The 25,569-nt window shown below is 42.0% G+C and carries 25 protein-coding genes; 14 read left to right on the forward strand and 11 right to left on the reverse strand.

Annotated elements, in window-relative coordinates:
• Positions 1 to 26: 26 nt before the first annotated feature.
• Complete coding sequence (locus SALWKB2_RS03005) at positions 27 to 614, reverse strand: D-sedoheptulose-7-phosphate isomerase (protein WP_025330207.1); 588 nt, start codon at positions 612 to 614, stop codon at positions 27 to 29.
• 259 nt (positions 615 to 873) lie between these two features.
• On the opposite strand from SALWKB2_RS03005, the gene rsmI reads away from it, so the two are divergent.
• The 3 genes from rsmI to SALWKB2_RS03020 all read left to right on the forward strand — a co-directional run bounded on the left by rsmI (position 874) and on the right by SALWKB2_RS03020 (position 3,648).
• A complete protein-coding gene (gene rsmI, locus SALWKB2_RS03010) occupies positions 874 to 1,752 on the forward strand; it encodes a 16S rRNA (cytidine(1402)-2'-O)-methyltransferase (protein WP_025330208.1) in 879 nt (292 codons plus the stop codon).
• Between the two features lie 150 nt (positions 1,753 to 1,902).
• On the forward strand, positions 1,903 to 2,838 hold the full coding sequence (locus tag SALWKB2_RS03015; RefSeq protein WP_025330209.1) for a peptidoglycan DD-metalloendopeptidase family protein: 936 nt from the start codon (positions 1,903 to 1,905) through the stop codon (positions 2,836 to 2,838).
• Positions 2,839 to 3,003: 165 nt separating this feature from the next.
• Positions 3,004 to 3,648 (forward strand): hypothetical protein, encoded by a 645-nt coding sequence (locus SALWKB2_RS03020; RefSeq protein ID WP_025330210.1) that lies wholly within the window; start codon positions 3,004 to 3,006, stop codon positions 3,646 to 3,648.
• Positions 3,649 to 3,912: 264 nt separating this feature from the next.
• Here SALWKB2_RS03020 and SALWKB2_RS03025 read toward each other — a convergent pair whose 3' ends face one another.
• A complete protein-coding gene (locus SALWKB2_RS03025; protein WP_025330211.1) occupies positions 3,913 to 4,458 on the reverse strand; it encodes a cysteine hydrolase family protein in 546 nt (181 codons plus the stop codon).
• A gap of 66 nt (positions 4,459 to 4,524) precedes the next feature.
• On the opposite strand from SALWKB2_RS03025, the gene SALWKB2_RS03030 reads away from it, so the two are divergent.
• On the forward strand, positions 4,525 to 4,956 hold the full coding sequence (locus SALWKB2_RS03030; RefSeq protein WP_157785018.1) for an Lrp/AsnC family transcriptional regulator: 432 nt from the start codon (positions 4,525 to 4,527) through the stop codon (positions 4,954 to 4,956).
• An 18-nt stretch (positions 4,957 to 4,974) separates the two neighbouring features.
• Here SALWKB2_RS03030 and SALWKB2_RS03035 read toward each other — a convergent pair whose 3' ends face one another.
• Together SALWKB2_RS03035 and SALWKB2_RS03040 are read right to left on the reverse strand one after the other, a co-directional pair.
• Positions 4,975 to 5,550: a hypothetical protein gene (locus tag SALWKB2_RS03035; RefSeq protein ID WP_232617003.1), complete on the reverse strand. Its 576-nt coding sequence runs from the start codon at positions 5,548 to 5,550 to the stop codon at positions 4,975 to 4,977.
• Positions 5,551 to 5,751: 201 nt separating this feature from the next.
• Positions 5,752 to 6,387: a flavin prenyltransferase UbiX gene (locus SALWKB2_RS03040; RefSeq protein WP_025330214.1), complete on the reverse strand. Its 636-nt coding sequence runs from the start codon at positions 6,385 to 6,387 to the stop codon at positions 5,752 to 5,754.
• A 234-nt stretch (positions 6,388 to 6,621) separates the two neighbouring features.
• Here SALWKB2_RS03040 and SALWKB2_RS11565 point away from each other — a divergent pair, with 234 nt between their 5' ends.
• Complete coding sequence (locus tag SALWKB2_RS11565) at positions 6,622 to 7,119, forward strand: hypothetical protein (RefSeq protein ID WP_025330215.1); 498 nt, start codon at positions 6,622 to 6,624, stop codon at positions 7,117 to 7,119.
• Positions 7,120 to 7,209: 90 nt separating this feature from the next.
• Here the strand turns inward: SALWKB2_RS11565 and SALWKB2_RS03050 are convergent, their stop codons facing one another.
• The gene (locus SALWKB2_RS03050) at positions 7,210 to 8,373 is read right to left on the reverse strand and encodes an extracellular solute-binding protein (RefSeq protein WP_038648710.1); all 1,164 of its coding nucleotides are present in this window, start codon (positions 8,371 to 8,373) and stop codon (positions 7,210 to 7,212) included.
• A 318-nt stretch (positions 8,374 to 8,691) separates the two neighbouring features.
• On the opposite strand from SALWKB2_RS03050, the gene alaS reads away from it, so the two are divergent.
• Together alaS and SALWKB2_RS03060 are read left to right on the forward strand one after the other, a co-directional pair.
• Positions 8,692 to 11,319: an alanine--tRNA ligase gene (alaS, locus tag SALWKB2_RS03055; RefSeq protein WP_025330217.1), complete on the forward strand. Its 2,628-nt coding sequence runs from the start codon at positions 8,692 to 8,694 to the stop codon at positions 11,317 to 11,319.
• A gap of 85 nt (positions 11,320 to 11,404) precedes the next feature.
• Positions 11,405 to 12,022 carry an MlaC/ttg2D family ABC transporter substrate-binding protein gene (locus tag SALWKB2_RS03060; protein ID WP_025330218.1) on the forward strand — a complete coding sequence of 206 codons (618 nt, stop codon included), beginning with the start codon at positions 11,405 to 11,407 and terminating at the stop codon, positions 12,020 to 12,022.
• Between the two features lie 54 nt (positions 12,023 to 12,076).
• Here SALWKB2_RS03060 and SALWKB2_RS03065 read toward each other — a convergent pair whose 3' ends face one another.
• The 5 genes from SALWKB2_RS03065 to miaA all read right to left on the reverse strand — a co-directional run bounded on the left by SALWKB2_RS03065 (position 12,077) and on the right by miaA (position 17,508).
• Positions 12,077 to 12,328 (reverse strand): GlsB/YeaQ/YmgE family stress response membrane protein, encoded by a 252-nt coding sequence (locus tag SALWKB2_RS03065; protein ID WP_025330219.1) that lies wholly within the window; start codon positions 12,326 to 12,328, stop codon positions 12,077 to 12,079.
• A gap of 292 nt (positions 12,329 to 12,620) precedes the next feature.
• Positions 12,621 to 12,827: a hypothetical protein gene (locus SALWKB2_RS03070; RefSeq protein ID WP_025330220.1), complete on the reverse strand. Its 207-nt coding sequence runs from the start codon at positions 12,825 to 12,827 to the stop codon at positions 12,621 to 12,623.
• Between the two features lie 293 nt (positions 12,828 to 13,120).
• Positions 13,121 to 14,371, reverse strand: a complete 1,251-nt coding sequence (gene glyA / locus SALWKB2_RS03075) for a serine hydroxymethyltransferase (RefSeq protein ID WP_025330221.1) — start codon at positions 14,369 to 14,371, stop codon at positions 13,121 to 13,123.
• A 318-nt stretch (positions 14,372 to 14,689) separates the two neighbouring features.
• Positions 14,690 to 16,207 (reverse strand): acetyl-CoA hydrolase/transferase family protein, encoded by a 1,518-nt coding sequence (locus tag SALWKB2_RS03080; RefSeq protein ID WP_025330222.1) that lies wholly within the window; start codon positions 16,205 to 16,207, stop codon positions 14,690 to 14,692.
• 356 nt (positions 16,208 to 16,563) lie between these two features.
• Complete coding sequence (miaA, locus tag SALWKB2_RS03085; protein WP_038648713.1) at positions 16,564 to 17,508, reverse strand: tRNA (adenosine(37)-N6)-dimethylallyltransferase MiaA; 945 nt, start codon at positions 17,506 to 17,508, stop codon at positions 16,564 to 16,566.
• Positions 17,509 to 18,210: 702 nt separating this feature from the next.
• Between miaA and SALWKB2_RS03090 the strand changes: the two genes are divergently transcribed.
• From SALWKB2_RS03090 to SALWKB2_RS03110, 5 genes are all read left to right on the forward strand, one after another.
• Entirely contained in the window at positions 18,211 to 19,101 is an 891-nt protein-coding gene (locus SALWKB2_RS03090) for an NAD(+) kinase (protein WP_025330224.1), read from the forward strand.
• 242 nt (positions 19,102 to 19,343) lie between these two features.
• Positions 19,344 to 21,005, forward strand: coding sequence for a DNA repair protein RecN (gene recN / locus SALWKB2_RS03095; protein ID WP_025330225.1), 1,662 nt, complete (start codon positions 19,344 to 19,346; stop codon positions 21,003 to 21,005).
• Positions 21,006 to 21,329: 324 nt separating this feature from the next.
• A complete protein-coding gene (locus SALWKB2_RS03100) occupies positions 21,330 to 21,569 on the forward strand; it encodes a sulfurtransferase TusA family protein (protein WP_025330226.1) in 240 nt (79 codons plus the stop codon).
• 141 nt (positions 21,570 to 21,710) lie between these two features.
• A complete protein-coding gene (gene pyrC, locus SALWKB2_RS03105; RefSeq protein WP_025330227.1) occupies positions 21,711 to 22,751 on the forward strand; it encodes a dihydroorotase in 1,041 nt (346 codons plus the stop codon).
• A 2-nt stretch (positions 22,752 to 22,753) separates the two neighbouring features.
• Positions 22,754 to 23,194: an acyl-CoA thioesterase gene (locus SALWKB2_RS03110; RefSeq protein WP_025330228.1), complete on the forward strand. Its 441-nt coding sequence runs from the start codon at positions 22,754 to 22,756 to the stop codon at positions 23,192 to 23,194.
• A gap of 69 nt (positions 23,195 to 23,263) precedes the next feature.
• On the opposite strand, the gene SALWKB2_RS03115 is transcribed toward SALWKB2_RS03110, so the two are convergent.
• The gene (locus SALWKB2_RS03115; RefSeq protein ID WP_025330229.1) at positions 23,264 to 23,485 is read right to left on the reverse strand and encodes a YdcH family protein; all 222 of its coding nucleotides are present in this window, start codon (positions 23,483 to 23,485) and stop codon (positions 23,264 to 23,266) included.
• Between the two features lie 143 nt (positions 23,486 to 23,628).
• On the opposite strand from SALWKB2_RS03115, the gene SALWKB2_RS03120 reads away from it, so the two are divergent.
• Both SALWKB2_RS03120 and SALWKB2_RS03125 read left to right on the forward strand, forming a co-directional pair.
• Complete coding sequence (locus tag SALWKB2_RS03120; RefSeq protein WP_025330230.1) at positions 23,629 to 24,219, forward strand: LemA family protein; 591 nt, start codon at positions 23,629 to 23,631, stop codon at positions 24,217 to 24,219.
• 396 nt (positions 24,220 to 24,615) lie between these two features.
• The gene (locus tag SALWKB2_RS03125) at positions 24,616 to 25,479 is read left to right on the forward strand and encodes a TPM domain-containing protein (RefSeq protein WP_025330231.1); all 864 of its coding nucleotides are present in this window, start codon (positions 24,616 to 24,618) and stop codon (positions 25,477 to 25,479) included.
• Positions 25,480 to 25,569: the final 90 nt, after the last annotated feature.

The following is a 25,569-nucleotide window of genomic DNA, read 5'->3' on the forward strand; positions in this document are numbered from 1 at the left end:
TACACCTGTAAATTGGTTGTTGCAGGTTATATACCACCTAGCAATAATTGGTCAATCTGTGCGCACAAGGCATGAATAGTTACCTGATGTGCCTCAAGTACACGTAAAGGATGGTCGCCGGGTACATTGAGCCAGAGATCGTCATCGCGCAATAATCCGGCAACTTCACCACCGCTTCCGCCGGTAATCGCCAGCACTCGCATATCACGTTCATGCGCGGTTTTAATCGCACTAACCAGATTGATATTCTGACCATCTGCCGATAGTACACAGAGCATATCATGCTGTTTGCCAAGTGCGTGAATTTGCTTGGCAAACATATCGTTAGGACCGCTGTCGGTTAATATGCTGAGTACAGAAGGATTATTGCACAGTGATAAGGCGGCCAGTGCCATGCGTTCCTGTTGTAATCGGGTCACCATATAGGCGGCGAGCGTGTTTGCCAGTGATGCATATGCACCATTACCGGCAATAAGCAGCTTGCCATCACTCATCAAGGCCATCAGTATTCCCTGAGCAACTTCGGCAATTGGTTCAGCCAGTAAGTCTGCACACTCGTTCAGAAGCTGGGCACTATCGGCAAAATGTTGATGGACGGAGATGGATTCTGTCATATAAATTAATTTGTTAATTAAGGCGGGAGCATGAAATATGCTTGGTATTCACAATGTGTTACGCGTAAATACCCCTGTGCAGGTTTCAGGCTGCGTGACTTCTGAAACGGCACTATTATACGGTTTATAACCCGTGCAATTGTTAACCGTAAACTCTGAAACATTATCACTACGTGGTATAGTAACAGTTTCAGGCTTATGTACGGAGTTTTCAGTTTAATGCCTGATGCTAAAGTTTAATCAGATTACGGATTTATAAATGCAAGCCCATTACCAGAAAGCTGTTGCCAGCATTGTACCGCAAACCCTTTATGTAGTGGCTACTCCGATTGGTAATCTGGCAGATCTGAGTTTTCATGCATTGGCAGTATTATCCCGGGCAGATTTAATTTGTGCAGAAGATACACGGGTAACACAGCAATTACTGCGTGCATACGGTGTTTCTGCACGATTGATCAGTGTGCGTGAACAGAACGAACAAAGTATGGCAGAGCGCGTTATTGCTGCTCTGGCTGCCGGTCAGGTAGTGGCACAGGTTTCTGATGCCGGTACGCCGGCAGTGTGTGATCCTGGTGCACGGCTGGTAACACGGGTACGTGCGGCCGGTTATCAGGTATTACCGGTAGCAGGCCCGAGTGCAGTAATGACAGCTTTGAGTGTTGCGGGAGTTACTCAGTCAGATTTTTATTTTGCGGGATTTTTACCGGCAAAAAGTGGTGAACGTCATCAAAAGCTACAGTTATGGAAAGAAGTATCTTATCCGGTAGTTATGTTTGAAACGCCCCACAGAATTACAGATACACTGGCACAAATGGTTTTACTTTATCCGCAACGTACTCTGATGCTGGCACGTGAAATCAGTAAAACTCATGAAACCTATCTATGCGGCACAGTTTCTGAAATTCAGTCGATTGTACAGGCAGATGCTAATCAGAAACGTGGTGAGATGGTACTGGTACTTCATCCGGCACCAGTAGAAAAAAATACCGAGCTGTCTGCTGAAGCTATTAATATTATGCAGATTTTAGTGCAGGAACTGTCAACCAAGCAGGCTGCTGTACTGGCTGCGCAGATTAGTGGTGAAAACCGAAAAGCCTTATATGATTGGGCAATTAATGCTAAAAAGTTATCAGAATAAACACAATCATTAGGACATGTTAAAATAATTTATGCCCGATGCTATTTTACACAATGCTGGTCATTGTTTATGATACTGTCTGAATTGGTTATTGCCGCCGCTGTTGCGCTGGCACCCCCTGAATATTGCAATGATTTAAGGTAAACCGTTATGTTGAAAAAAAGTGTGAATCGTTCCGGCTGGTGCTTGCTGGTACTGGCATTAAGTGCCTGTACCCTTTTCAAACAGCCGGCAGCACCGACAGAAACGGGTAGCAGTGATGTAACTACAGGTACTGCTGCTACCACTGCCGACAATCCATATGGTGCTGCTCCTTATACGCCACCGGCAAATACAGCTCCGGCTTATACACCTGCCGCTGCAGGTACTTCTACTGGTTATGTGGGCAATTACTCTCCGGTTGATATTAATGCAGCAACGCATACGGTACAGCGCGGAGATACGGTATATAACATTTCCAAACGTTATCAGATTACTCAGGATAATCTGCGTTCATGGAATAATATAATAGAGAATAATATTAAGATAGGGCAGGTTCTGCGCGTGAAGCCTGCCGGCTATGTGGCGCCGGCAGGTAGCACAAACACAACTACTACTGTGACTGCTCCTGTACAAACAGCAAATGTTACTACTACTACCAGTACAACCACGACAACTACACCAACTAGTACAAGTACTGTATCAACCAGTAAAACAGTGAGTGTTGGAGGCGTCCGCAATGTAAGCGGAATTGAATGGCAGCGTCCGACCGCCGGTAATATTCTGCAGAGTTATGGCGGCAGCAGTAAAGGTATTGATTATGGTGGTAATGCCGGGCAGCCTATTCTGGCAGCTGCTTCTGGTAAAGTAGTGTATGCCGGTAATGGTTTGCGTGGCTATGGTAATCTGATTATCGTACAGCATAATCAGACATATCTGACTGCCTATGGTAACAACCAGAATATTCTGGTAAAAGAAGGTCAGCAGGTCAAACGTGGGCAGCAGATTGCTACTATGGGTAATACTGATGCTAAACGAACTCAGCTGCATTTTGAATTGCGTGAAAATGGCCAGCCACAGGATCCCAGCCGTTTTCTGCCAATGTGAGTATCAGTCGGCTAACTGATTGTTTTAGTTATTAATAATAGCACTTATTATTAGGATAAATAAATTCTGAAAAAAGTGCTATTTATATATTTTAATACTGTTTTAAATAATATTAATTTACATAATTAAAATAAATTCAATTTAATAATTAGTAAGGGGTGAATTATGAAAAAACAGATTATCTTTTTGTTTTTAATGCTGCCTTTGATATGTTGTGCTTATCCAGTTTACCCCCAAAAAGCAGAATCATTGCAATCCTTTGAAATAGGAGACTTTATAAAATTATTTATGCAAATCCCTACAAATGAAAGCAAAGATTTTATTGCATGGGATACATTTGTTAATAATGAAAATTTTATTTGGGAAACTGATGGGGTTGATAGTTCTGAATCAGATGATGGTTTAGTTTCCTATTATCGAAATGCAATGGTACGAATTAATGTTAATGGTCTTGCTCCTATGAGATTAAAGCAAAATTGGACAGAAATGCCTTGGACGGTAGGGTATTCAACAACTTCTAATCCAAATTTTGGTGCTGAAGTGGTAAGTATTGATAATGAATGCTTTGGTTATTACACTACAAATAATTGTATACTTCCGCCATTTAAGTCGTTAAAAAGAGTGAATATAAATTATAAAAAGATATGCAAAATTGAAAGAGGGAACGGATTTGAGACTGTAGGGTATGAACTAAGTTCTAAAGGTTTAAGAACAATATATTTATTATATGAACAAGATGGCGGGACAGGAGGTTCTTATGAAACTTATCATTTATATTTTAGGAAGCCAGAAAATCTTTGTGAATCTTAGTGAAATTTGAACAAATAAATTATTGATAATCTATATTTTTCCTATATTTAATTATCTTTTTGGGCATAATTTTTCTTTTTCAAATAATTTATATAACTCTAATTTAGAGATAATTTAGAAATATTTATCATCTTTGAGTCAATAATACAAATAAATACACCTGTTTATTCTTTTTGCTAATAAGGTTTACAGGCGTATTTCTAAAAATTTATGTAAACTGCTGACTGAATTGCGATTCAAGTAAAATTTATACTATTAAAAGTATTAACTGAGGAACTGTTCAGCAGATTGTACAGTAGCAAGATAATTCAATGCGGCTAAAAAACTGTTTTGTACATTTGTCGCGCTAATGATGGTGCTATTGAACTCCAGACTCAGTGTTGCACATGCATCTGCAATAACAATTGGCTGATAACCGAATTCAACTGCCTGACGAGTGGTAGAGTCGACACACATGTGTGTCATCATGCCACAGATAACCAGTTGCTCTATCTTTTGTTGTTGAAGGTATTCATGCAGGGTTGTTTGTAAGAAGCTATTGGGATAGCTTTTATGAATTATAAATTCATTCGTGTCTGCAATCGGCAGTAATTGATGATGTAATTCTGCACCATGGCTGTCAGGCTGAAAAAAAGTAGCTCCCGGTTTATTATTAATATGCTGGATGTAATACACGGGCAGCTGCTGATTGCGGAAATACTCACGAACCTTCAATATTTTTTTCAGTGCCAGTTGTGGTTGGTACAGTTCCATTTTACCTTCTGAAAAATAATCATTTTGTACATCAATTATAATGAGTGCTTGTTTCATTAGTTATATCCTGTTGGTTTTAATAATTTAATTATGCGCCTTATCTGTTTTCGACAGAATAGGCTGATGAAAAAGATATACACGATTTATTTTCAGGATGAAACTATGGATAAAAAAGACAGAGCAATTCTGGATTTATTAAAAAATAATAGTCGTTTGTCGTGGAAAGAAATTGGTGAGAAAGTATTTCTTAGTGGACAGGCAGTGGGGCTAAGGGTACAGAACCTGATTGAGACCGGCGTGATAGAACGTTTTACACTGACTGAACACTTGATATCGGAACAATTTATTTTTATTTATATGAATAGCAGCCGGTTTGCTGAATTCGAGCATTTGGTGAGTACCTTTGCTGAGGTACAGGCTCTGTATAAAATTACGGGTGATGGTTGCTATTATATTCATGCAAATTTTACTGCCGAGCAGCTGGAACCGTTTTTACAACAGATAACAGTTTACGCACGTTATAAAGTAAGCCATAAATTACGCAGACTGATTTAATCTGATATCTGTGTAAGCTTATTGAGTAAGGCATGCGGCAATAATGGTATGTTCTTTCAGACACAGATTGTGAGCAAAATATAAACTATTTTCTACCAGCCCCAGATCTTCTTCGCACTGAGTTTCAGTTTCAATAATCAGCATTTGTTCCGGCCGTCCAGCATGCAGGCTCATGCGCATTTGTGCGGGAGTAAACGGCAGATTATGCTTTTGGGCGAAGCTGCGTGCACGGCTGTTTGCTGTTTTCAGCATGGGTATCAGGGTAATATCCAGATGAAAAATTCTTACACCCATTACCAGAATACGTGCGGCAAACCAATCTGCCTCATCACTGATAATATCAGGAGTAGGTTGTTCAAAGCCCAGACGCTGTGCAGCAATTAACATTGCTATCAGGCGAAGCTGAGGAATCAGAGCTTCACTAAGCATAAATGCAGTCTGGAATTGTGGCTGTAGCTGACATAGGTCAGAGCGGTGCTGATTGCCGTCAACAATCATGTACCACCGTTGAAGCTGAGCCACAGGTGATTCTGATTGCCGTATCTGATTTAGCGGTAATGCGGACATTTTATTCTCCAGTAGTTGTCGATTCATTTGTAATGCCTTTCTGTATGAGGCGTTTGTAGCAACAAAAAACCGCCTCGGTTTGGCCGGGCGGTTCACTTTTTTATTTTGCTTATTAGATATTATATAAACGCAAAAAAGCACCGCACCGAGGTGTGGTACCAATAATAAGCAAAAGAGAAAGTGGTTGCGTTTTTCATCATTAAACCTTAAACCTTATTGAAACATGTGTCAAGAATTATTTTTTTCACCCCAGCGTGTAATCAACTGATGAGGTATATGCAACTGGTCCAAAATACGTCCAACTACAAAATCCACCATATCCTGAATAGTTTGAGGGTGCTGATAAAAACCGGATACTGGGGGCAGAATGCATACACCCAAACGTGACAGTTTAAGCAGATTTTCCAAATGAATGGCTGATAAAGGCGTTTCCCGCGGTACGATGATTAGCGGACGATTTTCTTTAATCGATACATCAGCTGCCCGTTCAAGTAAATGGTCGGAAGTGCCGGCTGCAATGGCAGCAACACAACCCATGCTGGCCGGACAGATAATCATTGCATCAGCGGGATTGGAACCAGAGGCCGGAGGTGCAAACCATTCATCGCGGCCAAATACAGTAAGCATGGATAAGTCTACGCCGTATTCTGCACACAATGCGGCATTACACTGTTTAGCATTTGCAGGTAAATGCCAGTTGATTTCCTGTTGTGCGACTATCTGGGCAGCCTGTGAATACAGTAACCAGACCCTTATATCAGCCTGTAACAGGCAGCCCAGCAGACGTTTGGCATAAGGCATACCCGATGCTCCGGTAAGAGCCAGCGTAACGGTTTTGACAGAATGAGCAGAGGGAAAAATCATAATAAAACTAGTGTATATTCAAATATGCCTGTTATTATAGCTATTTTGTTTTCAATATAACATTTGGCATATGACAGCTATATTCAGATGAAAACCATTATTAGCCAGTTGAAGTTTTATTTTCTGTAATTGTGATTAATTAATCAAGCTCCGCAGGTAATGGCAGGCTGGCAAAAAACTTAAATTTCTGAATAACTAAATACAAATATTAATACTGATCATGGAATGATAAGCATGTTGTGGAAAAAAATATTATGGTGGCCCTGTTTTTGTGTCAGTATTCTGGCCGGCTGTGCTCAGGTTCCTCCTCCTGTTGCTGAAGAGCGTGAATGTGATTCGAGAGCGATGGCAATGGCTTTATTGCAATCTAATCAGCCTTATGGTACCAATAATGTTCGCTGTGCGGTATCGTCAAAAAACTTACCTGTAATGAAACCTGAACGTACCGCACCACCTGAAGTCAGCCTGCGTATTGAACGGTCGGTGACAGAAGTGAGTAAATGTCTGCATGAAAAATTTCAGTCACGGTTTAAACTGCCGCAGGAATTTTACAAAATCAGCTCCTATCCTAATGGCACTCAGACACTGGCACTGGTAAATCCTTTCACACAGACAGAAGGTTTACAGATAGACGTAGTTAAAGCAGGTATGTCGCAAAGTATAGTTAATCTATATTCTAATGGTATGACTTTGTCGCAAGCGTGGAAAAAATTTCCTGAGCTGTGCCGCTAAATGGCATCAGTTTTTGATTTGCATAAAGTAGAATGTATCAAGCCCCTCTCAAAGGAGGGGCTTTTGCAAACATGGGATTTAGCCGGAAATTTATTTTCCTGCTTTGAGATTTTGCCATAATCGCAATTCGTATTTCAGGGTATCCGATTTTGCCGGTAATACCAGATAACTGTTAGCCAGAACTTCATCTGACGGAAAAATACTGTTATCTTCGCGATATTCTTTTTTTATCAGTTCTTTTGCCGGCATGCTTGAGGGCGCGTAACTAACATAATTGGCGTTTCTGGCCGCTATTTGCGGTTCCAGTATCCAGTTCAGGTAGCGATAGGCATTTTTGAGGTTGGTTGCATCTTTCGGGATAGTTAATGTATCTATCCAGAGAGAAACTCCCTGAGTCGGAACCAGTACCACGATATCTTTTTTACCGGTTGCATCCAGCCGGCGTCGTTTGGCAATGTTCAAATCACCGCCAAAACCAATGGCTACACAAACATCGCCGCGTGCCAGATCGTCGATATAACCAGAAGACGAATAACGCAATACATTGCTTCGGTTCGCTTTGATAATATTAGCTGCAATATCTATATCATCTTTGCTTTGGCTGTTCGGATCTTTGCCGGCATAATGCAACGCTAGCGGAATCATCTCTACCGGACTATCCATGTAACTGATGCCACAGTTTTTCAGTTTGTCGGTATACTCAGGATTAAACACCAAATCCCAGCTATTATGCGGCATTGGTGTAGCACCGAGTGCGGCATTCACTTTTTCAATATTGATTGCAATGGTATTCATACCCCAGTAGTTGGGTACCGCATACTGATTATCCGGATCTACGTCTTTTAATAAATCCAGTAATTTCGGGTTAATGTATTTCCAGTTAGGCAACTGATTTTTGTCCAGTGGCTGGTATGCTCCGGCTTTAATCTGGCGTCCGACAAATGAGTTGGACGGCCCGACAATATCATAGCCGGACTGTCCGGTCAGAATTTTGCTTTCCAGTGTTTCGTCACTGTCATAAAAATTGTAAGTGACTTTAATGCCATATTTTTTTTCAAATTCACCAATAGTTTTCGGGTCAACATAGTCTGACCAGTTAAATATTTTAAGTGTCTTGGTGTCGCTCAAACTACCAGGTTTGCTGGCCGCTACAGCAGAAGCCGGTTGAGGACCGGCATTGTCGTGTGAACCGCTGCATGCAGTCAGAATACATAAAATCAAACCGGATAAACCCAGACAGGCTGTGTTTTTCATGTCCGTCCTTTTCAAAGATGTGCCAAGGCTGGCTGGCATGGTTATGTGTTAACCACCTTTGTAACTTCAATCTGTTCGTATGGGGGTAACTATACCGCATAAGGCATTAGTGTTGTCGGAATTGTCATTTTGGCATGGATTTTCGTCTGTTCAGGTAGGCTTATGCGTAAAACTGCGGTAAGATAAGCGGATGATTTTAACAAGGGTGATGGTTGAGGTGGACTAACCAGTGTCCTGTTTTTATATCTATGTTCAGGCAGTCTGTGTTTTATACAGACTGCCTGAATACGATTAATCACCCGTCTTATTGAAACTACCATGAAAACAGCAGAATTACGTTCTAAATTTCTTCAATTTTTTGCAAGTAAGGGTCATCAGGTTGTACCTTCATCTTCACTTGTACCTCCGCAGGATGATAAAACCCTGTTGTTTACCAATGCGGGTATGAATCAGTTTAAAGATGTGTTTCTGGGTTTTGACAAGCGCCCGTACAGCCGTGCGACAACTGCACAAAAATGTGTGCGTGCCGGTGGTAAACACAATGATCTGGAAAACGTTGGTTATACCGCGCGCCATCATACATTTTTCGAAATGCTGGGCAATTTCAGCTTTGGCGATTATTTTAAGCGTGATGCCCTGCATTTTGCCTGGGAATTTCTCACCAGTAAGGACTGGCTGAACCTGCCACCGGAAAAACTGCTGGCAACTGTATATGCAGATGATGATGAAGCTTATGATATCTGGTTAAATGAGATTGGTCTGCCACCGGAAAAAATTATCCGTATAGGTGACAATAAAGGCGCACGTTATGCTTCTGATAATTTCTGGCAAATGGGCGATACTGGTCCGTGCGGTCCTTGTTCGGAAATTTTTTATGATCATGGCGAACATATCTGGGGCGGGCCTCCGGGCAGCGCCGAAGAAGATGGTGACCGTTTTATAGAAATCTGGAACTGTGTATTCATGCAGTATAACCGGGATGAAAACGGTAACATGAATCCGCTTCCTAAGCCGTCAGTTGATACAGGGATGGGACTGGAGCGGGTGTCGGCAGTATTGCAGCATGTACACAGTAATTATGAAATCGATCTGTTTGTCAATTTGCTGCATGCTGTAGCCCGTGTTGTAGGCATTCCCTATAGTCAGGATGTACCGAGTCTGAAAGTCATTGCCGACCATATCCGCTCTTGTGCGTTTTTAATTGCTGATGGTGTATTACCCAGCAATGAGGGGCGTGGCTATGTATTGCGGCGTATTATCCGCCGGGCTGTACGCCATGGTTATAAACTGGGTTGTAAACAGGCATTTTTCCATTTGCTGGTAACGGATCTGGTGCAGGAAATGGGCTCTGCCTATCCTGAGCTGGTTGAAAAACAGACACAAATCAGTGATGTACTGAAACAGGAAGAAAGCCGTTTTGCACAAACACTGGAAACCGGAATGACTCTGCTGGAAAGTGCCTTGCAGGATGGCGGACAGACACTGGCTGGTGAGGTAATTTTCAAACTGTATGATACTTATGGCTTTCCATATGATTTAACCGCTGATATTGCGCGTGAGCGTAATATCAGTCTGGATGAAGAAGGGTTTGAGCGTGAAATGGCTGCTCAGCGTGCCCGTGCCCGTGCAGCGCAGAATTTTAAAGCCAATACTCAGCTTACCTATGAAGGTGCTGACACAGAATTTACCGGCTATCAGCAACGCCAGAATGAAAGCAAAGTTCTGGCTTTGTATCAGGATGGTGAAGCTGTTGAGCAGTTAAATGCCGGTGAATCAGGTGTGGTCGTGATTGACTTCACACCGTTTTATGCAGAATCTGGTGGTCAGACTGGTGATACTGGTTATATTTTTGCCGGTGAAAACCGCTTTCAGGTAGAAGATACGCAAAAAATCAAAGCTAAAGTATTTGGTCAGTTTGGCGAAATGCTATCCGGCAGTCTGAAAGTGGGTGATGCTGTTACTGCTCAGGTAGACAGTGTACTGCGCGAAGCCAGTATGCGTAATCACAGTGCCACTCATCTGATGCATCGCGCCTTGCGTGAAGTATTGGGTACACACGTTGAGCAGAAAGGTTCTCTGGTTAATGCTGAGCGCACCCGCTTTGACTTTTCACATCCACAGCCGGTTACCGCTGCACAACTGGCCGAAGTTGAACGTCGGGTAAATCAGGCAATTGTGGCCAATGTTCCTGTATGTGCGCAGAATATGAGCTTTGATGAAGCCATTGCTGCCGGTGCGATGGCGCTGTTCGGAGAAAAATATGGTGACGAGGTACGTGTACTGAGCATGGGCGAATTTTCTACCGAATTATGCGGCGGTACCCATGTTGCACGGACTGGAGATATTGGTCTTTTCAAAATTATTTCTGAAAGTGGTATTGCTGCCGGAGTACGCCGTATTGAAGCTGTGACCGGATTGAATGCTTTACAGTTTGTTCAGCAGCAGGAAGAGTTGCTTAAGGCAGCGGTTGCCGAAGTAAAAGCACAGACTGCTGAAGATTTGCTGCCTAAACTTCAGGCAATACATACTCAGACCAAACAGTTGGAAAAGGCATTAACTGAAGCCAGAAGTGAACTGGCCAGACAGGCAGGTACCGCTTTGCTGGCTCAGGCCAGAACTATTGGTACAGCTCGTCTGGTGCTGGGACAAATTGAGGCAGAAAGCAGTGCTCTGAGAGATATTGCTGCTGATTTAATTGCACAGGGTGATAATATTATCGTTCTGCTGGCAGCAGTAAATGATGGTAAAATTGCCATCATAGCAGGAGTATCAAAAGCATTAACTAAAACAATCAAGGCTGGTGAGCTGGTTAATTATGTTGCCGGTCAGGTTGGTGGTAAGGGTGGCGGTCGTCCCGAACTGGCACAAGCCGGCGGGCAGGATATAGCTGCATTAGAACCGGCGCTCGCCAGTGTAACTGACTGGTTAGCTTCCAAATTAGGATAAAGACTTAGTAAATGAAAACAGCAAGCGGTTTATGGATGATAAAAAAACATAAGCCGTTTTTTTTGCTTATTCACAGGAGAATACAATGCAGAGGTATGTAAAAGCTTGTTTGGCAGGCTGGATGCTGATGGTTGCAGTATGTTCGTTCGCTGCAACGCAGGAACAGCTGGCGCAACAACAGTTACAGCAAAATGTGGATATGGTGTTATCAGTGGCTCGTGACAAAAGCCTGAATGAACAACAGCGTATTAGTCAGATAGAACGTTATGCCGATCAGTATCTGGATTATGAGCGTATTTCAGCTTTGGCCGTAGGTATGCAATGGCGACAGTTTACTGCACAGCAAAGACAGGATTTCAGTGCGGCCTTTAAAAATATGATTGTGCGCATTTATGCACATTCAGCATTGATGGGTGCCAGTAATGCATCTGTGAAGGTTATACCTAAGGTAGTGAATCAGGGTAATAACCGGCTGGAAACATTTACCGAAATTGTTAGTGCCGGTAATAAGCACTACACCGTGGGTTATCAGATGTATTATGCTAATGGTGTCTTTAAAATTTATAATTTCCGGGTCAATGGTACCAGTCTGGTAACGGTATACCGCAGTCAGTTTGATCAATTGATTCAGAAACAGGGTATTGATGCAACTATTGCTCAGTTACGTGATAAAGGTTTGGGTAAAGTGCAAATCAATAAATAATACATTTATTTGAACAAAAAAACGGTGATGGATTAAATATCCATCACCGTTTCGTTATATCTGTCTGTTTTTAATTTTGCCGTAAATAAACAGAATAATGCAGGCAAAAATAATCGAAGCTATTAAACCGGCTTTTTCACCTGCATGGTACCAGCCAAATGCCTGACCAACATATCCGGCCAGTAATGAGCCGCCGATACCGAGTAAAGTGGTGATCACTATGCCAAGTTGCTGTTTGCCCGGATAGATTAGTTTGGCAATTAAACCAATGATAAAGCCAACTATAATTGTCCAGAGTAACCCCATGATGTTGTACTCCTGAGAATAAGGAAGCTTTATCTTAATCCTGTGGCTATAATAAAAGTTGAGTTATTAAGTAAAATCAATATTAATTATGATTTTTTAAATAAATATATGTAATCAGTAAGTTATATTTTAAAGATAAACACAAGAACAACTGACGGAAGATTTAAGCAGCGTGAAAGAGAAAGTGTAAGATAATTCTTAGTTTAATCTCTAAGAGAATAGTATTTGCATGAAAATAGATAAGTAAAAAAAAAGCATAACAATAAGTTATGCTTTTTTTATTACCAGAATGTTAGTGATTACCAGCATAGGTATTAACAGTACGGAAAGGAGTATTTTCTGGTGTAGAGTCAGAAACATGAGTGTTTTGACCATTTTGAGCAGTAGATTCGCTGAAATGACGAACATCAGTATCATCGTTGTTACTATTAGCCATAGCGAAACCTGCAGTCATAGCTAAAGAAGCAGCCAGTAAAGCGGAAGAAACTAATTTTTTCATTTTTGTTTCCTTTCAAAATGAATTATCAAAATATTTTAAATTTAAACGCCAAATTGTTATTTTTGCTTTTGCAATATGGTTATATTAATACTTTATTAGTATTTTGATAATACCTGATTAGTTAAAGATGAATTTCTTATTGAGAAACTCAATGGCGATGTTTAATGTCAATAAAAAACAGACTAAAACATCATTTATTCAATGATGAAAAAGTCTGCTTTGAGTATAAGTACTATTTTATAGTCAATCAACAGGAATGATTGGAAATTATATTAATACTATAATATTGTGGTTTATTTACCATATACAGGTAAACGATTGCAAATTTTCTGTATTTTTTCTGAGACTTCTGAAATAACTTTTTCATTGTCTGCATTATCCAGAACATCAGCAATCAGATGACCAAGTTCACGCGTATCTGTTTCAGTAAAGCCGCGAGTAGTAATCGCTGCCGTGCCTAAACGGATACCAGAAGTGACAAATGGTTTTTCCGGATCATTAGGGATGGCATTTTTATTAACGGTAATATGTGCTTTGCCCAGCACCGCTTCTGCCGTTTTACCGGTAAGTTTTTTTGGTTGCAGGTCTACCAGAAATACATGGCTTTCAGTACGGCCTGAAACAATACGCAAACCACGTTCAATCAAGGTTTCTGCCAGTACTTTGGCATTAGCTTTAATCTGACGGGCGTATTGTTTGAATTCTGGTTGTAAGGCTTCTTTGAAGGCTACTGCTTTGGCTGCAATCACATGCATTAACGGACCACCTTGCAGGCACGGGAAAATAGCTGAATTCAGTGCTTTTGCATGTTCATCGCTGCGGCACATAATTACACCGCCGCGCGGTCCGCGCAGAGTTTTATGGGTAGTAGTGGTCACAAAATCAGCAAAAGGCACCGGATTCGGATACTCTCCGCCAGCGACCAGACCGGCGTAATGCGCCATGTCTACAAACAGATAAGCACCTACTTTATCTGCAATCTCACGGAAACGTGCCCAATCTATTTCCAGAGCATAAGCGGAAGCACCGGCCACGATCATTTTCGGCTTATGCTCCAATGCCAGCTGTTCCACCTGTTTGTAGTCGAGGATTTCATTTTCATCCAAACCATAGGTAATGGCGTTATACAGGCGACCGGAAATGTTGACACTGGCTCCGTGAGTCAGATGGCCCCCATGCGCCAGAGACATGCCCAGAATAGTGTCGCCTGGTTGTAATACGCTGGCGTAAACGGCCTGATTGGCCTGAGAACCAGAATGAGGCTGTACATTGACATAACTGGCGCCAAATAATTCTTTCAGGCGGTCGATAGCCAGCTGTTCTACTTCATCAACATATTCGCAGCCACCATAATAACGTTTACCCGGATAGCCTTCGGCATATTTATTGGTTAGCTGGCTGCCCTGAGCCTCCATTACGGCGCAGCTTACGTAGTTTTCTGATGCAATTAGTTCTACGTGATCTTGCTGGCGCTGATCTTCACGGGCAATGGCACCGGCCAGTTCCGGATCAAATTTTTCGATGGTTAACGCTTTGGAAAACATGGTGGTTGTTCCTTTTGAGGATGAAGAAATAAAGAATTTGCTGAATGCAGCAGAGAATGAGTGGTGGTTATTTTAACTGATAGTATTGTGTATGTGGCTGAATTTGATAATGTGTGATGATGAAGTATATTCATAAATACTCATTCAGACGATGTAATACTGGATTTCCGCCTGGTAATGGTAATAACCTGTTTATAGGATTCAGTAAATCAATTGCGGATGCTGAATCAAAAATAAATTATCTGGTCGAGAAGTGATGCAGTCTGATAAAAAACAGCCCTGTTAGAAACAGGGCTGTCTGACATTATCCGGAATCAATTACATTTTCATAGAACCGGTTTTCAGGAATTGTTCATGCCAGCTTAAAGCTTCAGTGAGAATATGAGGTGTATGAATACCTTTTGCCGTTTGCAAAGCACGGTCGTAGTAATCCTGCAACTGATCGCGATAATCCGGATGAGCACATTTTTCAATCATCACTTTTGCTCTCTGCCGCGGAGCCAGACCGCGCAAATCAGCCAGACCCTGCTCAGTAACAATAATCTGTGTATCGTGTTCGGTATGGTCAACATGTGAAACCATCGGCACGATGCAGGATATCTTGTCATCTTTAGCAGTAGACGGGGTAACAAAGAAATTCAGGAAGCTGTTGCGTGCAAAGTCACCTGAGCCGCCGATACCATTCATCATGCTGGTACCCATTACATGGGTAGAATTGATGTTGCCGTAAATATCGGCTTCAATCATTGAATTCATCCCAATAATACCTAAACGGCGCACCAGTTCCGGGTGATTGGAGATTTCCTGCGGGCGCAGAATAATGCGGTCACGGTAAAAATCAATATTGTCTGCAAAATCCTGGAATGCCTTAGCAGACAGGGAAATAGCGGTAGCAGATGCAGTAGCCATTTTTCCGGCACGTATCAGATCCAGCATGCCGTCCTGCAATACTTCGGTATAGCCATACAGATTTTCAAACGGACCGGTTAACAGACCTGCCAGTACGGCATTTGCCACGTTACCAACGCCAGACTGAATTGGCAGCATTTCTTTAGGCAGACGCCCCATTTTGATTTCATGAGACAGGAAATCAACAATATAAGCGGCAATCTGTTTGGATTTGTCATCAGGTTCGCTGAAAACATTGTCGCGATCCGGAGCATTGGATTCAACAATAGCGACTATTTTGTTTAAATCAACTTTCAGGTATTTTTCACCGATGCGATCATCAGCGCGGGTCATGTTAATTGGTTTGCGGTGGGGCGGAATAGCATTATCCATAGGAATATCATGCATACCTTCCATTTGTATCGGCAAACCGGTATTGATTTCCAGAATAACCTTGTCCGCCATATCCAGCCACGTCTGATTATTACCGATTGCGGTAGACGGAATCAGATGTCCGTCTTCAGTAATGCCCAGTACTTCGATAATGGCTACATGCATGTGACCCAGAAAACCAAACCATGCCTGCTGGGCAACATGCGATAAATGCATGTCAATAAAATTGACATCGCCATTGTTGATTTCCTGACGCATATGGCGATCAGTATTAAATGGTAAACGCTGATTTATTGCATGTGCCTCAGCTAGTGCGCCATCACATTCCGGCGCAGTGGAAGCACCAGTCCATACATTAATTTTATATGGCCGACCGGCAGCATGTTCAGCACGGGCAAAGTCAGCAATAGCCTTCGGCAAAACTTTAGGATAGCTGGCACCGGTAAATCCGCTCATGCCGACATTGGCATTATTATCTATCAGGGTAGCAGCTTGCTCAGCAGACATAAGGCGGGAATGAAGTGAGGTATAACGAATGCGATCCTGTACGGACATCGTGTTTTCTCCTTATTAAATCAAAAATGCCTGACCCTTGCCTGGTCAGAGTGAGGCGTAGAAGATAAGTGTTTGTCTTTGCCGTATATTCAATTCAGTACGAATGCTATGACATAATGACTCTAACAACGGACTGCATTTTACTGTAAATAATTTTGTTTTGCTGTTCTGTCTTTGTACTGAAAAAGTGCAGAACAGCAGATACAGATAAATAATTACAAATTAATAATTAAGAATTTGAATTAATACATTAAGTTGCAAAATAAACAGACTATCAGATTAGACAATGTTTACACAATATTTTAATAGTATTGCCTAAGGTTTCGTTGCCGGAGAATTTTCTAAATTAAATCAGTTTAAGCAAAAAACTGCTGTATTAATTGCTGCGCATGTTCTTGCAGCCCTGTTGGATTAAACGGATCGCATACATGTTCGGGATTCAGTTTACGCAACCATGTCAGCTGACGTTTTGCCAGTTGCCGGGTGGCAGTAATTCCGCGTTCAACAAATGTACTGTAGTTAGTTGTGCCATTAAGATAGTCAAAAGCCTGCCGATAGCCTACACAGCGAATTGAAGGCAAATCAGGATGCAATTCCGGGTATTGCAGACGAAGTGCTTCCACCTCTTCCACAAAACCCTGTGCCAGCATCGAATGAAAGCGGGTGGCAATCTGTGTATGCAGGCGGGCACGGTCGGCCGGTAAAAGTGCCAGTGTACATACATTTAAAGGACTCTGCCGGTTTTCCTGTTTAGCCAGATGGCTACTCATGGGAACACCAGTGATGTGATAGATTTCCAGTGCCCGTTCAATACGCTGGCTATCACCGGCAGGCAAGCGGGCAGCAGTAATGGGATCCACCCGCTGTAATTGTGCATACAGAAAGTCTGTACCGTGCTGTTGTTTAAGTTTATCCAGTTCGGCACGGATTTGCGGATTGGCCTCCGGCAGGCTGTTCAGTCCCTGTGTCAGGGCATGGTAATACATCATGGTACCGCCCACGAGCAAAGGCAGGTGACCGCGTGTATGAATTTCCTCGACTAAATCCACACAATCACTGACAAACTGGGCAGCACTGTAGCTTTCAAGCGGTGAAATAATATCAATCAGATGATGGGGCACTGCTTCTAACTCTTCTGCACTGGGTTTAGCCGTACCAATATTCATATCACGATAAATCAGGGCTGAATCCAGACTGATAATTTCAATCGGAAACTGCTCAGCCAGACTCAGAGCCAGACTGGTCTTGCCTGACGCTGTAGGACCAAGCAGAGCAAAAACTTTTGGCAGAGATGCAGACATAGTGGCTACCGTAGTTTAAACAGTTATTGTAGCGATTTACGCTCAATTGAGCGATAGATAGTTAGATAAGAGTATAAATCGGGATAAGCAGCATAATGTTATGTAATCTGTTAAAGCAGTTAAAGAAAATCAAAGCATAAATATGAAGATTATTTTTTGAACATTAGATATTTTAAAATTTTCTTTTTTGCAGAGATATTTGAAGCAATAGAGTAACAAAAAAATTAGCGAGTAATTTCAATTGCTGATTAGCTGAATTGAGAAGAAAACAGCTATTGTACGAAAGCAATGATAATTTACTTGCATAACACGGGTGTATTTCTAATCAGATGTCAGCTAAACGACTTTAAAATTAATCTGTGCCGGCAAATTAATATAACTGTTGTGCAAGAGGTATTCTGCTAGTAATTAATATTTTGTTTTAAGTTAAGATTTAATTTTATGATTCGGAATAATCAGATACCTCAGTAGCAGATATTTCAGCCAGCTAAAAGAATAAGTGCTGCGGATATCAGCAACTATGAAAGTAATATCTTATATTTATACCTTTTCAAATTTGCTATCAGTGCATTTGCATAATATTTGCATTCGGCATGAAAATGCACATAATATAAGTTTATTGTTACACTAACCTTTATAATAGCCAAATAAAGTTATGGTAGTTATTTAGAGAGAGTAACTTAGTCAGGAATAAATGTTTACATGAATAGCCAGTTTAACCATATCGGAATTGTGACACGGCCGCAAACACCAATGATGAGTGAAGTACTGGACGAACTCATTACTTTTTTATGTGAAGAAGAAATTTCGGTGTATCTGGATAGTGAAGCGCAAGCGGATAACCAGATTAATCCGGTATTGCTGCAACGCTGTAATATTATTAATAAATGTGAAATGGGGCGGCGTTGTGATCTCGTTATGGTACTGGGTGGTGACGGTACTTTATTGTCTGTTGCCCGTAAACTGGCACCTTACCGGGTACCATTGATTGGTATTCATCAGGGACATCTTGGTTTTCTGACACAAGTACCGCGTGCTCAGATGGTAACAGAATTAACCGGCATGCTGACTGGCAAATATCTGCCCGAAGAACGTATTTTGCTGGAAGCGACTGTGGTACGTGCAGGCGAAGAAGTTTATCATTCACTGGCACTAAACGACGTTGTACTCAGCCGTGGTGCACTGGGGCAGATGATTGAATTTGAGGTATTCATCAATAAAGAGTTTGTTTATACCCAGCGTTCAGACGGTTTGATTGTGTCTACACCTACTGGTTCGACGGCATATGCTCTGGCTGCCGGTGGTCCTATTTTACAGCCAACTCTGCGTGCATTCAGTTTGGTTCCTATATGCCCGCAATCCATGTCCAACCGGCCGATTGCTGTTAGTGATACCAGTGAAATAGAAGTGCTGATTACTAAAGGCAGCGATGCCCGGGCTCATTTTGACGGACAGGCGTTTTTTGATTTACATACTATGGATAAAATCCGTATTTGCCGCTATCGCAATTCTCTGAGGATTTTACATCCGGTTAATTATCAATATTACAAAACTCTGCGCCAGAAACTGCATTGGGGTGACCAGCTGGTATAGCTGTTTGCTGTATAAACAAACTTAAGCCGTTAATCAGATTTTAAATAATTTTTGTAGCCTGATATCATCTCTGAAAAAATAATGTGTATGTTGCTATTGGTGGAAAAAACACAATAAAAATTAATAAAACCGAAATTTATTATCGATTATTTTAGATTTTTCTAAAAAATGGTTTCTTATTTTCCTAAAAAATACTAAAATCCGGCATAAATCATTAATACTTTCTCTAAGAAAGGTTGTTTATGCTTCTGGCGCTGTCTTTGCGTGACTTTGTCATTGTTGATGAACTGAATCTGAGTTTTCAAAGCGGCTTTACCGTTTTGACAGGTGAAACAGGGGCGGGTAAATCAATCACGCTGGATGCATTGGGTCTGTTGTTAGGTGATAAAGCTGATTATGGTCAGATAAGACATGGTGCCAGAGAAGCCCAGTTATCAGCACTGTTTGATGTCAGTGATGTAACGCATGCCCGCACCTTACTACAGGAACAGGGATTACTGGATGAAAACGAAACGCAATTAAGTATCCGCCGTACGATTGATATAAAAGGAAAAAGTCGCAGTTTTATTAATAATCAGGCGGTTACTCTGAGTCAGTTGCGGCAGATAGGTGAATTATTAATTGATATACATGGTCAGAATGCACACCACTCTTTAAATAGTGAATCCGCGCAACGTATATTACTGGATGCATTTGCGGGTGCTGATACAGAAGTTGCTCTGGTACGTGAAGCCTATCAGCGCTGGCATGAAGCCAAAAAAGAGCTGGAAAAAGCGCAAACACAGGCTGATAGTCTGAATATTGAGCGTGAGCGCTTGCAATGGCGCTTTGATGAGCTAAATGCCCTGAATCTTCAAGAGCATGAGTGGGAAAATCTCAGTCAGAGTCATGATTCATTAGTACATGCGGCGGAAATACTGCAAACGGCGGAAAATGTAGAAGAAGTTCTCAATGGTGATGAGGGTTTGCAAAGCCGTTTGTATCATTGCCGGCAGCAACTGGCTGCACTGATTAAAGCAGCTCCTGCTTTTGCAGACAGCGTGGCATTACTGGAATCAGTAGAAGCAGAATTGAGTGAAGTCAGTGCGTATTTGCGTGAAGCCACTGCCAGTGTAGAGACTGATGAAAATTTATTAGCACAGCAGGGACAGCGCATGCAGGAGTTAATGAGTGTTGCGCGTAAATATCGGATCGAGCCACCACAATTGCCTGAAGAGCTAGAAAAAGTTGAATCAGCTCTTAATGAACTGGAGGCGGCTGCGGATATTGAAGCGTTACAGGCGCGGGTAGTAGAACGCGAAAATGAATATATGCATGCAGCACAGCAATTATCAGTGAAACGCCATCAGGCAGCGAAAAAGCTGGCGAAACAAACCACGGCTCACATGCAAAATTTATCAATGCAAGGCGCACGCTTTCATATTGAATTGTTAAGTGCCTCATCATCTGTGCATGGTCTGGAGCAGGTACAGTATCAGGTAGCTGCCAATCAGGGCACGCCTTTAAGAGCAATGAGCAAAGTCGCTTCCGGTGGTGAGTTGGCACGTATCAGTCTGGCTCTGCAAATGGTTACCAGTCAGTATAATGCGGTACCTACATTGATTTTCGATGAGGTGGATACCGGTATTGGCGGAGCTGTAGCTGATGTTGTTGGTCACGCACTGCGTAGTCTGGGGCAAAATCGTCAGGTGCTGGCTGTTACTCATCTGCCGCAGGTCGCAGCTTGTGGTCAGCAGCACTGGCAGGTGCGAAAACATAACAGCAAAGGGCAGACTGTAAGTGAAATAAATGTACTGGCTGCGACTGATCGGGTGAATGAGATTGCACGAATGCTTGGCGGCGAAACCATTACCGATACCACACGTAATCATGCCAGGGAAATGCTGGAGCTGGCGCAAAGTTAATTCTGCTATTACGAATTTATCTGCAAGCTTTCTGATTTTTCAATGTATATATGTCATTACTGCAAAAGCCGGAAATGATATTTATTTAAGTAAATAATTATAAAATAACGTTTATCTGCTTATGTTTTATGCATGCTGTTCTTTATCACAACAGTTTTAATAACAAAACATATTCTGATAATTTTCCTGTCAGCGTGCATTTTTATAATATATGACTGATATAGACTGGAACGGGCTGCTTTAGCCTGAGCAAGGTGTATACGTTCAGTCTGTTTCATGCGCGATGTATAATAATAACTTTCAATATTCTATGATGAGTTGCTGATGAGTGAACCACACAGTGATAGAACACTAGATGTTATCGATTTAAATTGCCCGATGCCGATTTTACGTGCAAAAAAAGCGCTGGCAGTAATGGATAGTGGAGAAGTATTGCTAGTACTGGCAACAGATAAAACTGCTCCTGATGATTTTGCAGCTTTTTGCCGGCAGACAGGACATGAATTATTGCATCAGCAAATCAGAAATGATGATGTAATAATGATGTGGGTAAAACACCGCTAAGTTTTTCAGACGGTAATTTATTACAATTAATTACAATATTTTGTTAACTTTATTCAGGTTCAGGTTGTAGAAGCTGCGACAGAATAGTACATTAACCTATTATTTTTAGCTGTGTAACACACGCTGATAGAACGGATACAGATGCAGACTCTCACTATAACCCGTCCGGATGACTGGCATCTTCATGTGCGTGATGGTGCAGCATTAAAGGCAGTATTACCTTTCAGTGCACGGCAAATGGGGCGAGCCCTGATTATGCCAAATCTGAAACCACCGGTAACCTCAGTTGCAGCAGCACTGGCTTATCGTGAACGTATACTTGCTGCAGTACCTGCGGGCAGTCATTTTCAGCCATTGATGACTTTATATCTGACTGACCAGACTACTCCGGCACTGATACGCGAAGCCAAAGAGGCAGGTATTATTGCGTGTAAGCTTTATCCTGCCGGTGCCACAACTAACTCTGCGGCTGGTGTCAGTGATTTGTGGGCTTTATTGCCAGTATTGGAAACCATGGCTGAAACAGGCATGCCACTACTGGTGCATGGTGAAGTAACCAAAAGTGAAATTGATATTTTTGACCGTGAATCAGTATTTATTGATGAACTTTTACAGCCGCTATTACAACGTCTGCCTGAACTGAAATTAGTATTTGAGCATATCACCACTGCACAAGCTGCTGAGCTGGTGATTCAGGCTGGTGAAAATGTGGCTGCTACGGTAACACCCCAGCACTTGCTCTACAATCGCAATGCTTTACTGGTAGGGGGAATCCAGCCTCATCACTACTGTTTGCCGGTACTAAAGCGCGAAACCCATCGTCAGGCACTGTTACAGGCTGTAAGCGGTACACAGTCACATAAATTTTTTCTCGGTACCGATAGTGCGCCGCATGCTCAGCACAGTAAAGAATGTGCTTGCGGATGTGCGGGTATATTCAGTGCCTTTGCTGCTATTGAGTTATATGCGGAAGCTTTTGAGCAGGCGGGAGCACTGGATAAATTACAGGCTTTTGCAGCAGAAAACGGTCCGCGGTTTTATGGTCTGGAAATCAATAAGGAAACCATTACACTGAAAAAAATAAATCGCACAGTGCCACCATACTATCCGTATGGTAATCATGAACGACTGATTCCGTTGCGTGCTAATCAGACCATTAGCTGGAGTGTGGTAAATAATTAAATATGCAAGATTCAACTCAAATTACAGACCGGCTATCAGTACAAGCACATCAAACCGAAATTCGGGTGCGCGGCTTTCACATAGATGTATACCGCCATGTTAATAATGCACGCTATCTGGAATTTCTGGAAGAGGCACGCTGGCATTATTTTGATGAAGCCGGCTTAACGCCAATGTTTACTGAAGCCGGTTGTGGAATGGCTGTGATAAATATCAATATCAGTTACCGGCGCAGTGCCGGTTTCGGAGATGATTTGCTGATATCTACTGCTTTGAGCAAAATACAACCGCGCAAAGTAGAAGTTAATCAAACGATTACTCTTAAAAATACAGGACAGACAGTTGTGCAGGCTGTGGTGACGTTTATGGCTTTCGATCAGCAAAGCAATAAAGCAATTTCTTTTCCTGCTGCGATACAAGAACGATTTAATGCTATCAGGTAACAATATAAGTTAAGTCAGTAAAAAACCCTGCGCTTGGCAGGGTTTTTTACTGACTTAACTCAACCACTATCAGGCTTTACCGTCAGCTTCACGCAGCATGGCGTAAATTTCATCTTTCAGGCGCAATTTTTCCCGTTTCAGTTCGTCCAGATTATCCAGACCACTGGTTACCGGGTTATTAGTCAGACCGGTAATTTTATCGTCCAGTCGGTTGTGTTCTTCGAATATATTAGCAAAATGGGTATTTTCCGCCTTTAATTTGGTAATCAGGTCGCGATATTCAGGAAACATATAACATCCTTTACAGTTGGTTAAAATGATTTTTATTATTTTGCATTAATTATAGCTTAAGGTATATAAGATTGCGCTAGTTATGACGTAAAAAGTAACAAGAGCATGTTAAACTGGCACAATAATACATACGGGAGTTTATAATGTATAAACGGTTAATGGGTTGGATAGGCGCATTTATTCTGGCTTTAAGCCTCAGCGGGTGTGGCTATAATACAATGCAGTCACAGGATGAGGCTGCAAATGCTGCCTGGTCGGAAGTGCTGAATCAGTATCAGCGTCGTGCTGATCTGGTACCCAATCTTGTGAATACAGTTAAAGGCTATGCTAAACATGAACAACAAGTTTTAACCGACGTTACTAATGCCCGTTCACGTGTAGGCAGTCTGAATATGACCAGCAGTGATGCTGATAATCCGGCAAAAATGGAACAGTTTTCACAGGCACAGGGAAATCTGAGCAGTGCTCTGAGCCGCTTGCTGGTAGTAACAGAAAATTATCCTGATCTGAAAGCTGATCAAAGTTTCCGGGATTTACAAGCGCAGCTTGAAGGCACAGAAAACCGTATTGCTCTGGCACGCAACCGCTATATTCAGACAGTACAGGTTTACAACACTACTTTGCGTTCTTTCCCGAACAATATCACAGCCAAAATTTTCGGAATGCATGTTCGCCCGAATTTTGTACCGGAAAATGAAGCGGCGGTAAAACAGGCACCGCAGGTAGAATTTTAATTCGTTTTCTGTTGTTATTTTATGTAATCAATTAAACAGCCAGTTTATCAGAACTGGCTGTTTGCATATCAGCATAGTAAGCAGCTGCTACTATTGTGCAAAATGTTTGTTTGCAGAATCTGACAAAATGGAAATTAAAAATTTATATGGTTGCGGCTGTTTTCTGAACAGATAAGGGTAATTGTTAAACATACCAGCAGTTCGATAAAAACTTGCAATGATAACTGTGGAAATTTGCTGTATCGGACTGAATACTTGTATTCTGATGTAATAGCAGAATCTGTTTGTCTGAAAGTATGGAGTCAGATAATAGCGGTCTTATTATCCTGACAAACAAAAGGTTAGTATGAACTAAAATACAAGCAAATTTGCTTTTATGGCACTAAGGTTGCAAAGATGAACACAATACGCTTATCTGTCCACAGGCTACTCGGTCTTTTTCTGGGCTGTTTTTTTGCAATGCATTTGCTCGCTGCCGATGGTTTGGTTCCTGTACCAGCGCTGACTGATCCGGTAATGGATACAGCCAATATGTTACAGCCGGCAACCCGTGCAGAATTAAACCAGCAGTTACTGGCGTTCAGCCGGCAGCATGGCAGCCAGATTATAGTATTGACAGTTCCGGCTATCGCACCGGAAACACCTTTTGACTATGCTACACGTGTTATGGATAGCTGGAAACCAGGACGTAAAGGAATTGATGATGGTGTACTGTTGTTGCTGGTGCGCGATGAACATAAAACGTTTCTGGCACCCGGTCGCGGACTGGAAGGGGCTATTCCTGATGTTTATGCTAAAAGAATTCTGGATGATGTGCTTCGTCCGCAGTTACGGGCAAATAATGCAGACGGAGGTGTACGTGAGGCTGTAAATCAGCTGGAGAAGCTGATTAACGGTGAAAAATTACCGGCACAACAATCTGCACATCAGGAATCTGATGATTCAGGCTCAACAATTTTTGGAATTCTGTTACTGATATTTATAGCCGGTTCATTTTTGAAAAATATATTTGGTAATACGCTGGGCAGTGCAATTGTCGGATTTCTGGTATTAAGTTTTGGCTGGTATTCGGGCTGGAGCCTGTTTGCAGCGATTATTGGTGCAATTCTGGCATTCATAATAGCACTCATTTTTGCCGGTAATATTTTTATTGGCGGCTCTGGCGGTGGTAGGGGCGGTTTTGGCGGTGGTTCAGGAGGCGGAGGGTTTAGCGGAGGAGGCGGCGGCTATGGTGGTGGCGGAGCCTCCGGTAGCTGGTAATACTGGCAGTCATAATTGAATTCCCCGTTAAATACTGACAATTTGTAAATTTTACGTAAAATAATGTATAGTTATTTATTTATATAATTA

Origin of the sequence: Snodgrassella alvi wkB2 (assembly GCF_000600005.1) — a bacterium.
In the GTDB taxonomy this organism is placed as follows: Bacteria; Pseudomonadota; Gammaproteobacteria; order Burkholderiales; family Neisseriaceae; genus Snodgrassella; species Snodgrassella alvi.

Excerpts from the sequence above, each read along its gene's own strand:
- SALWKB2_RS03020 (WP_025330210.1), top strand. The coding sequence starts at position 3,004 with ATGAAAAAACAGATTATCTTTTTGTTTTTAATGCTGCCTTTGATATGT.
- SALWKB2_RS03090 (WP_025330224.1), top strand. The coding sequence starts at position 18,211 with ATGAATAGCCAGTTTAACCATATCGGAATTGTGACACGGCCGCAAACA.
- SALWKB2_RS03015 (WP_025330209.1), top strand. The coding sequence starts at position 1,903 with ATGTTGAAAAAAAGTGTGAATCGTTCCGGCTGGTGCTTGCTGGTACTG.
- pyrC (WP_025330227.1), top strand. The coding sequence starts at position 21,711 with ATGCAGACTCTCACTATAACCCGTCCGGATGACTGGCATCTTCATGTG.
- SALWKB2_RS03065 (WP_025330219.1), bottom strand. The coding sequence starts at position 12,328 with ATGGGGTTACTCTGGACAATTATAGTTGGCTTTATCATTGGTTTAATT.
- SALWKB2_RS03070 (WP_025330220.1), bottom strand. The coding sequence starts at position 12,827 with ATGAAAAAATTAGTTTCTTCCGCTTTACTGGCTGCTTCTTTAGCTATG.
- SALWKB2_RS03100 (WP_025330226.1), top strand. The coding sequence starts at position 21,330 with ATGAGTGAACCACACAGTGATAGAACACTAGATGTTATCGATTTAAAT.
- SALWKB2_RS03080 (WP_025330222.1), bottom strand. The coding sequence starts at position 16,207 with ATGTCCGTACAGGATCGCATTCGTTATACCTCACTTCATTCCCGCCTT.
- SALWKB2_RS03005 (WP_025330207.1), bottom strand. The coding sequence starts at position 614 with ATGACAGAATCCATCTCCGTCCATCAACATTTTGCCGATAGTGCCCAG.
- SALWKB2_RS03115 (WP_025330229.1), bottom strand. The coding sequence starts at position 23,485 with ATGTTTCCTGAATATCGCGACCTGATTACCAAATTAAAGGCGGAAAAT.
- SALWKB2_RS03030 (WP_157785018.1), top strand. The coding sequence starts at position 4,525 with ATGAAAAAGATATACACGATTTATTTTCAGGATGAAACTATGGATAAA.
- glyA (WP_025330221.1), bottom strand. The coding sequence starts at position 14,371 with ATGTTTTCCAAAGCGTTAACCATCGAAAAATTTGATCCGGAACTGGCC.
- SALWKB2_RS03040 (WP_025330214.1), bottom strand. The coding sequence starts at position 6,387 with ATGATTTTTCCCTCTGCTCATTCTGTCAAAACCGTTACGCTGGCTCTT.
- SALWKB2_RS03125 (WP_025330231.1), top strand. The coding sequence starts at position 24,616 with ATGAACACAATACGCTTATCTGTCCACAGGCTACTCGGTCTTTTTCTG.
- miaA (WP_038648713.1), bottom strand. The coding sequence starts at position 17,508 with ATGTCTGCATCTCTGCCAAAAGTTTTTGCTCTGCTTGGTCCTACAGCG.
- SALWKB2_RS03025 (WP_025330211.1), bottom strand. The coding sequence starts at position 4,458 with ATGAAACAAGCACTCATTATAATTGATGTACAAAATGATTATTTTTCA.
- SALWKB2_RS03120 (WP_025330230.1), top strand. The coding sequence starts at position 23,629 with ATGTATAAACGGTTAATGGGTTGGATAGGCGCATTTATTCTGGCTTTA.
- SALWKB2_RS03035 (WP_232617003.1), bottom strand. The coding sequence starts at position 5,550 with ATGAATCGACAACTACTGGAGAATAAAATGTCCGCATTACCGCTAAAT.
- SALWKB2_RS03060 (WP_025330218.1), top strand. The coding sequence starts at position 11,405 with ATGCAGAGGTATGTAAAAGCTTGTTTGGCAGGCTGGATGCTGATGGTT.
- alaS (WP_025330217.1), top strand. The coding sequence starts at position 8,692 with ATGAAAACAGCAGAATTACGTTCTAAATTTCTTCAATTTTTTGCAAGT.
- SALWKB2_RS03050 (WP_038648710.1), bottom strand. The coding sequence starts at position 8,373 with ATGAAAAACACAGCCTGTCTGGGTTTATCCGGTTTGATTTTATGTATT.
- recN (WP_025330225.1), top strand. The coding sequence starts at position 19,344 with ATGCTTCTGGCGCTGTCTTTGCGTGACTTTGTCATTGTTGATGAACTG.
- rsmI (WP_025330208.1), top strand. The coding sequence starts at position 874 with ATGCAAGCCCATTACCAGAAAGCTGTTGCCAGCATTGTACCGCAAACC.
- SALWKB2_RS11565 (WP_025330215.1), top strand. The coding sequence starts at position 6,622 with ATGTTGTGGAAAAAAATATTATGGTGGCCCTGTTTTTGTGTCAGTATT.
- SALWKB2_RS03110 (WP_025330228.1), top strand. The coding sequence starts at position 22,754 with ATGCAAGATTCAACTCAAATTACAGACCGGCTATCAGTACAAGCACAT.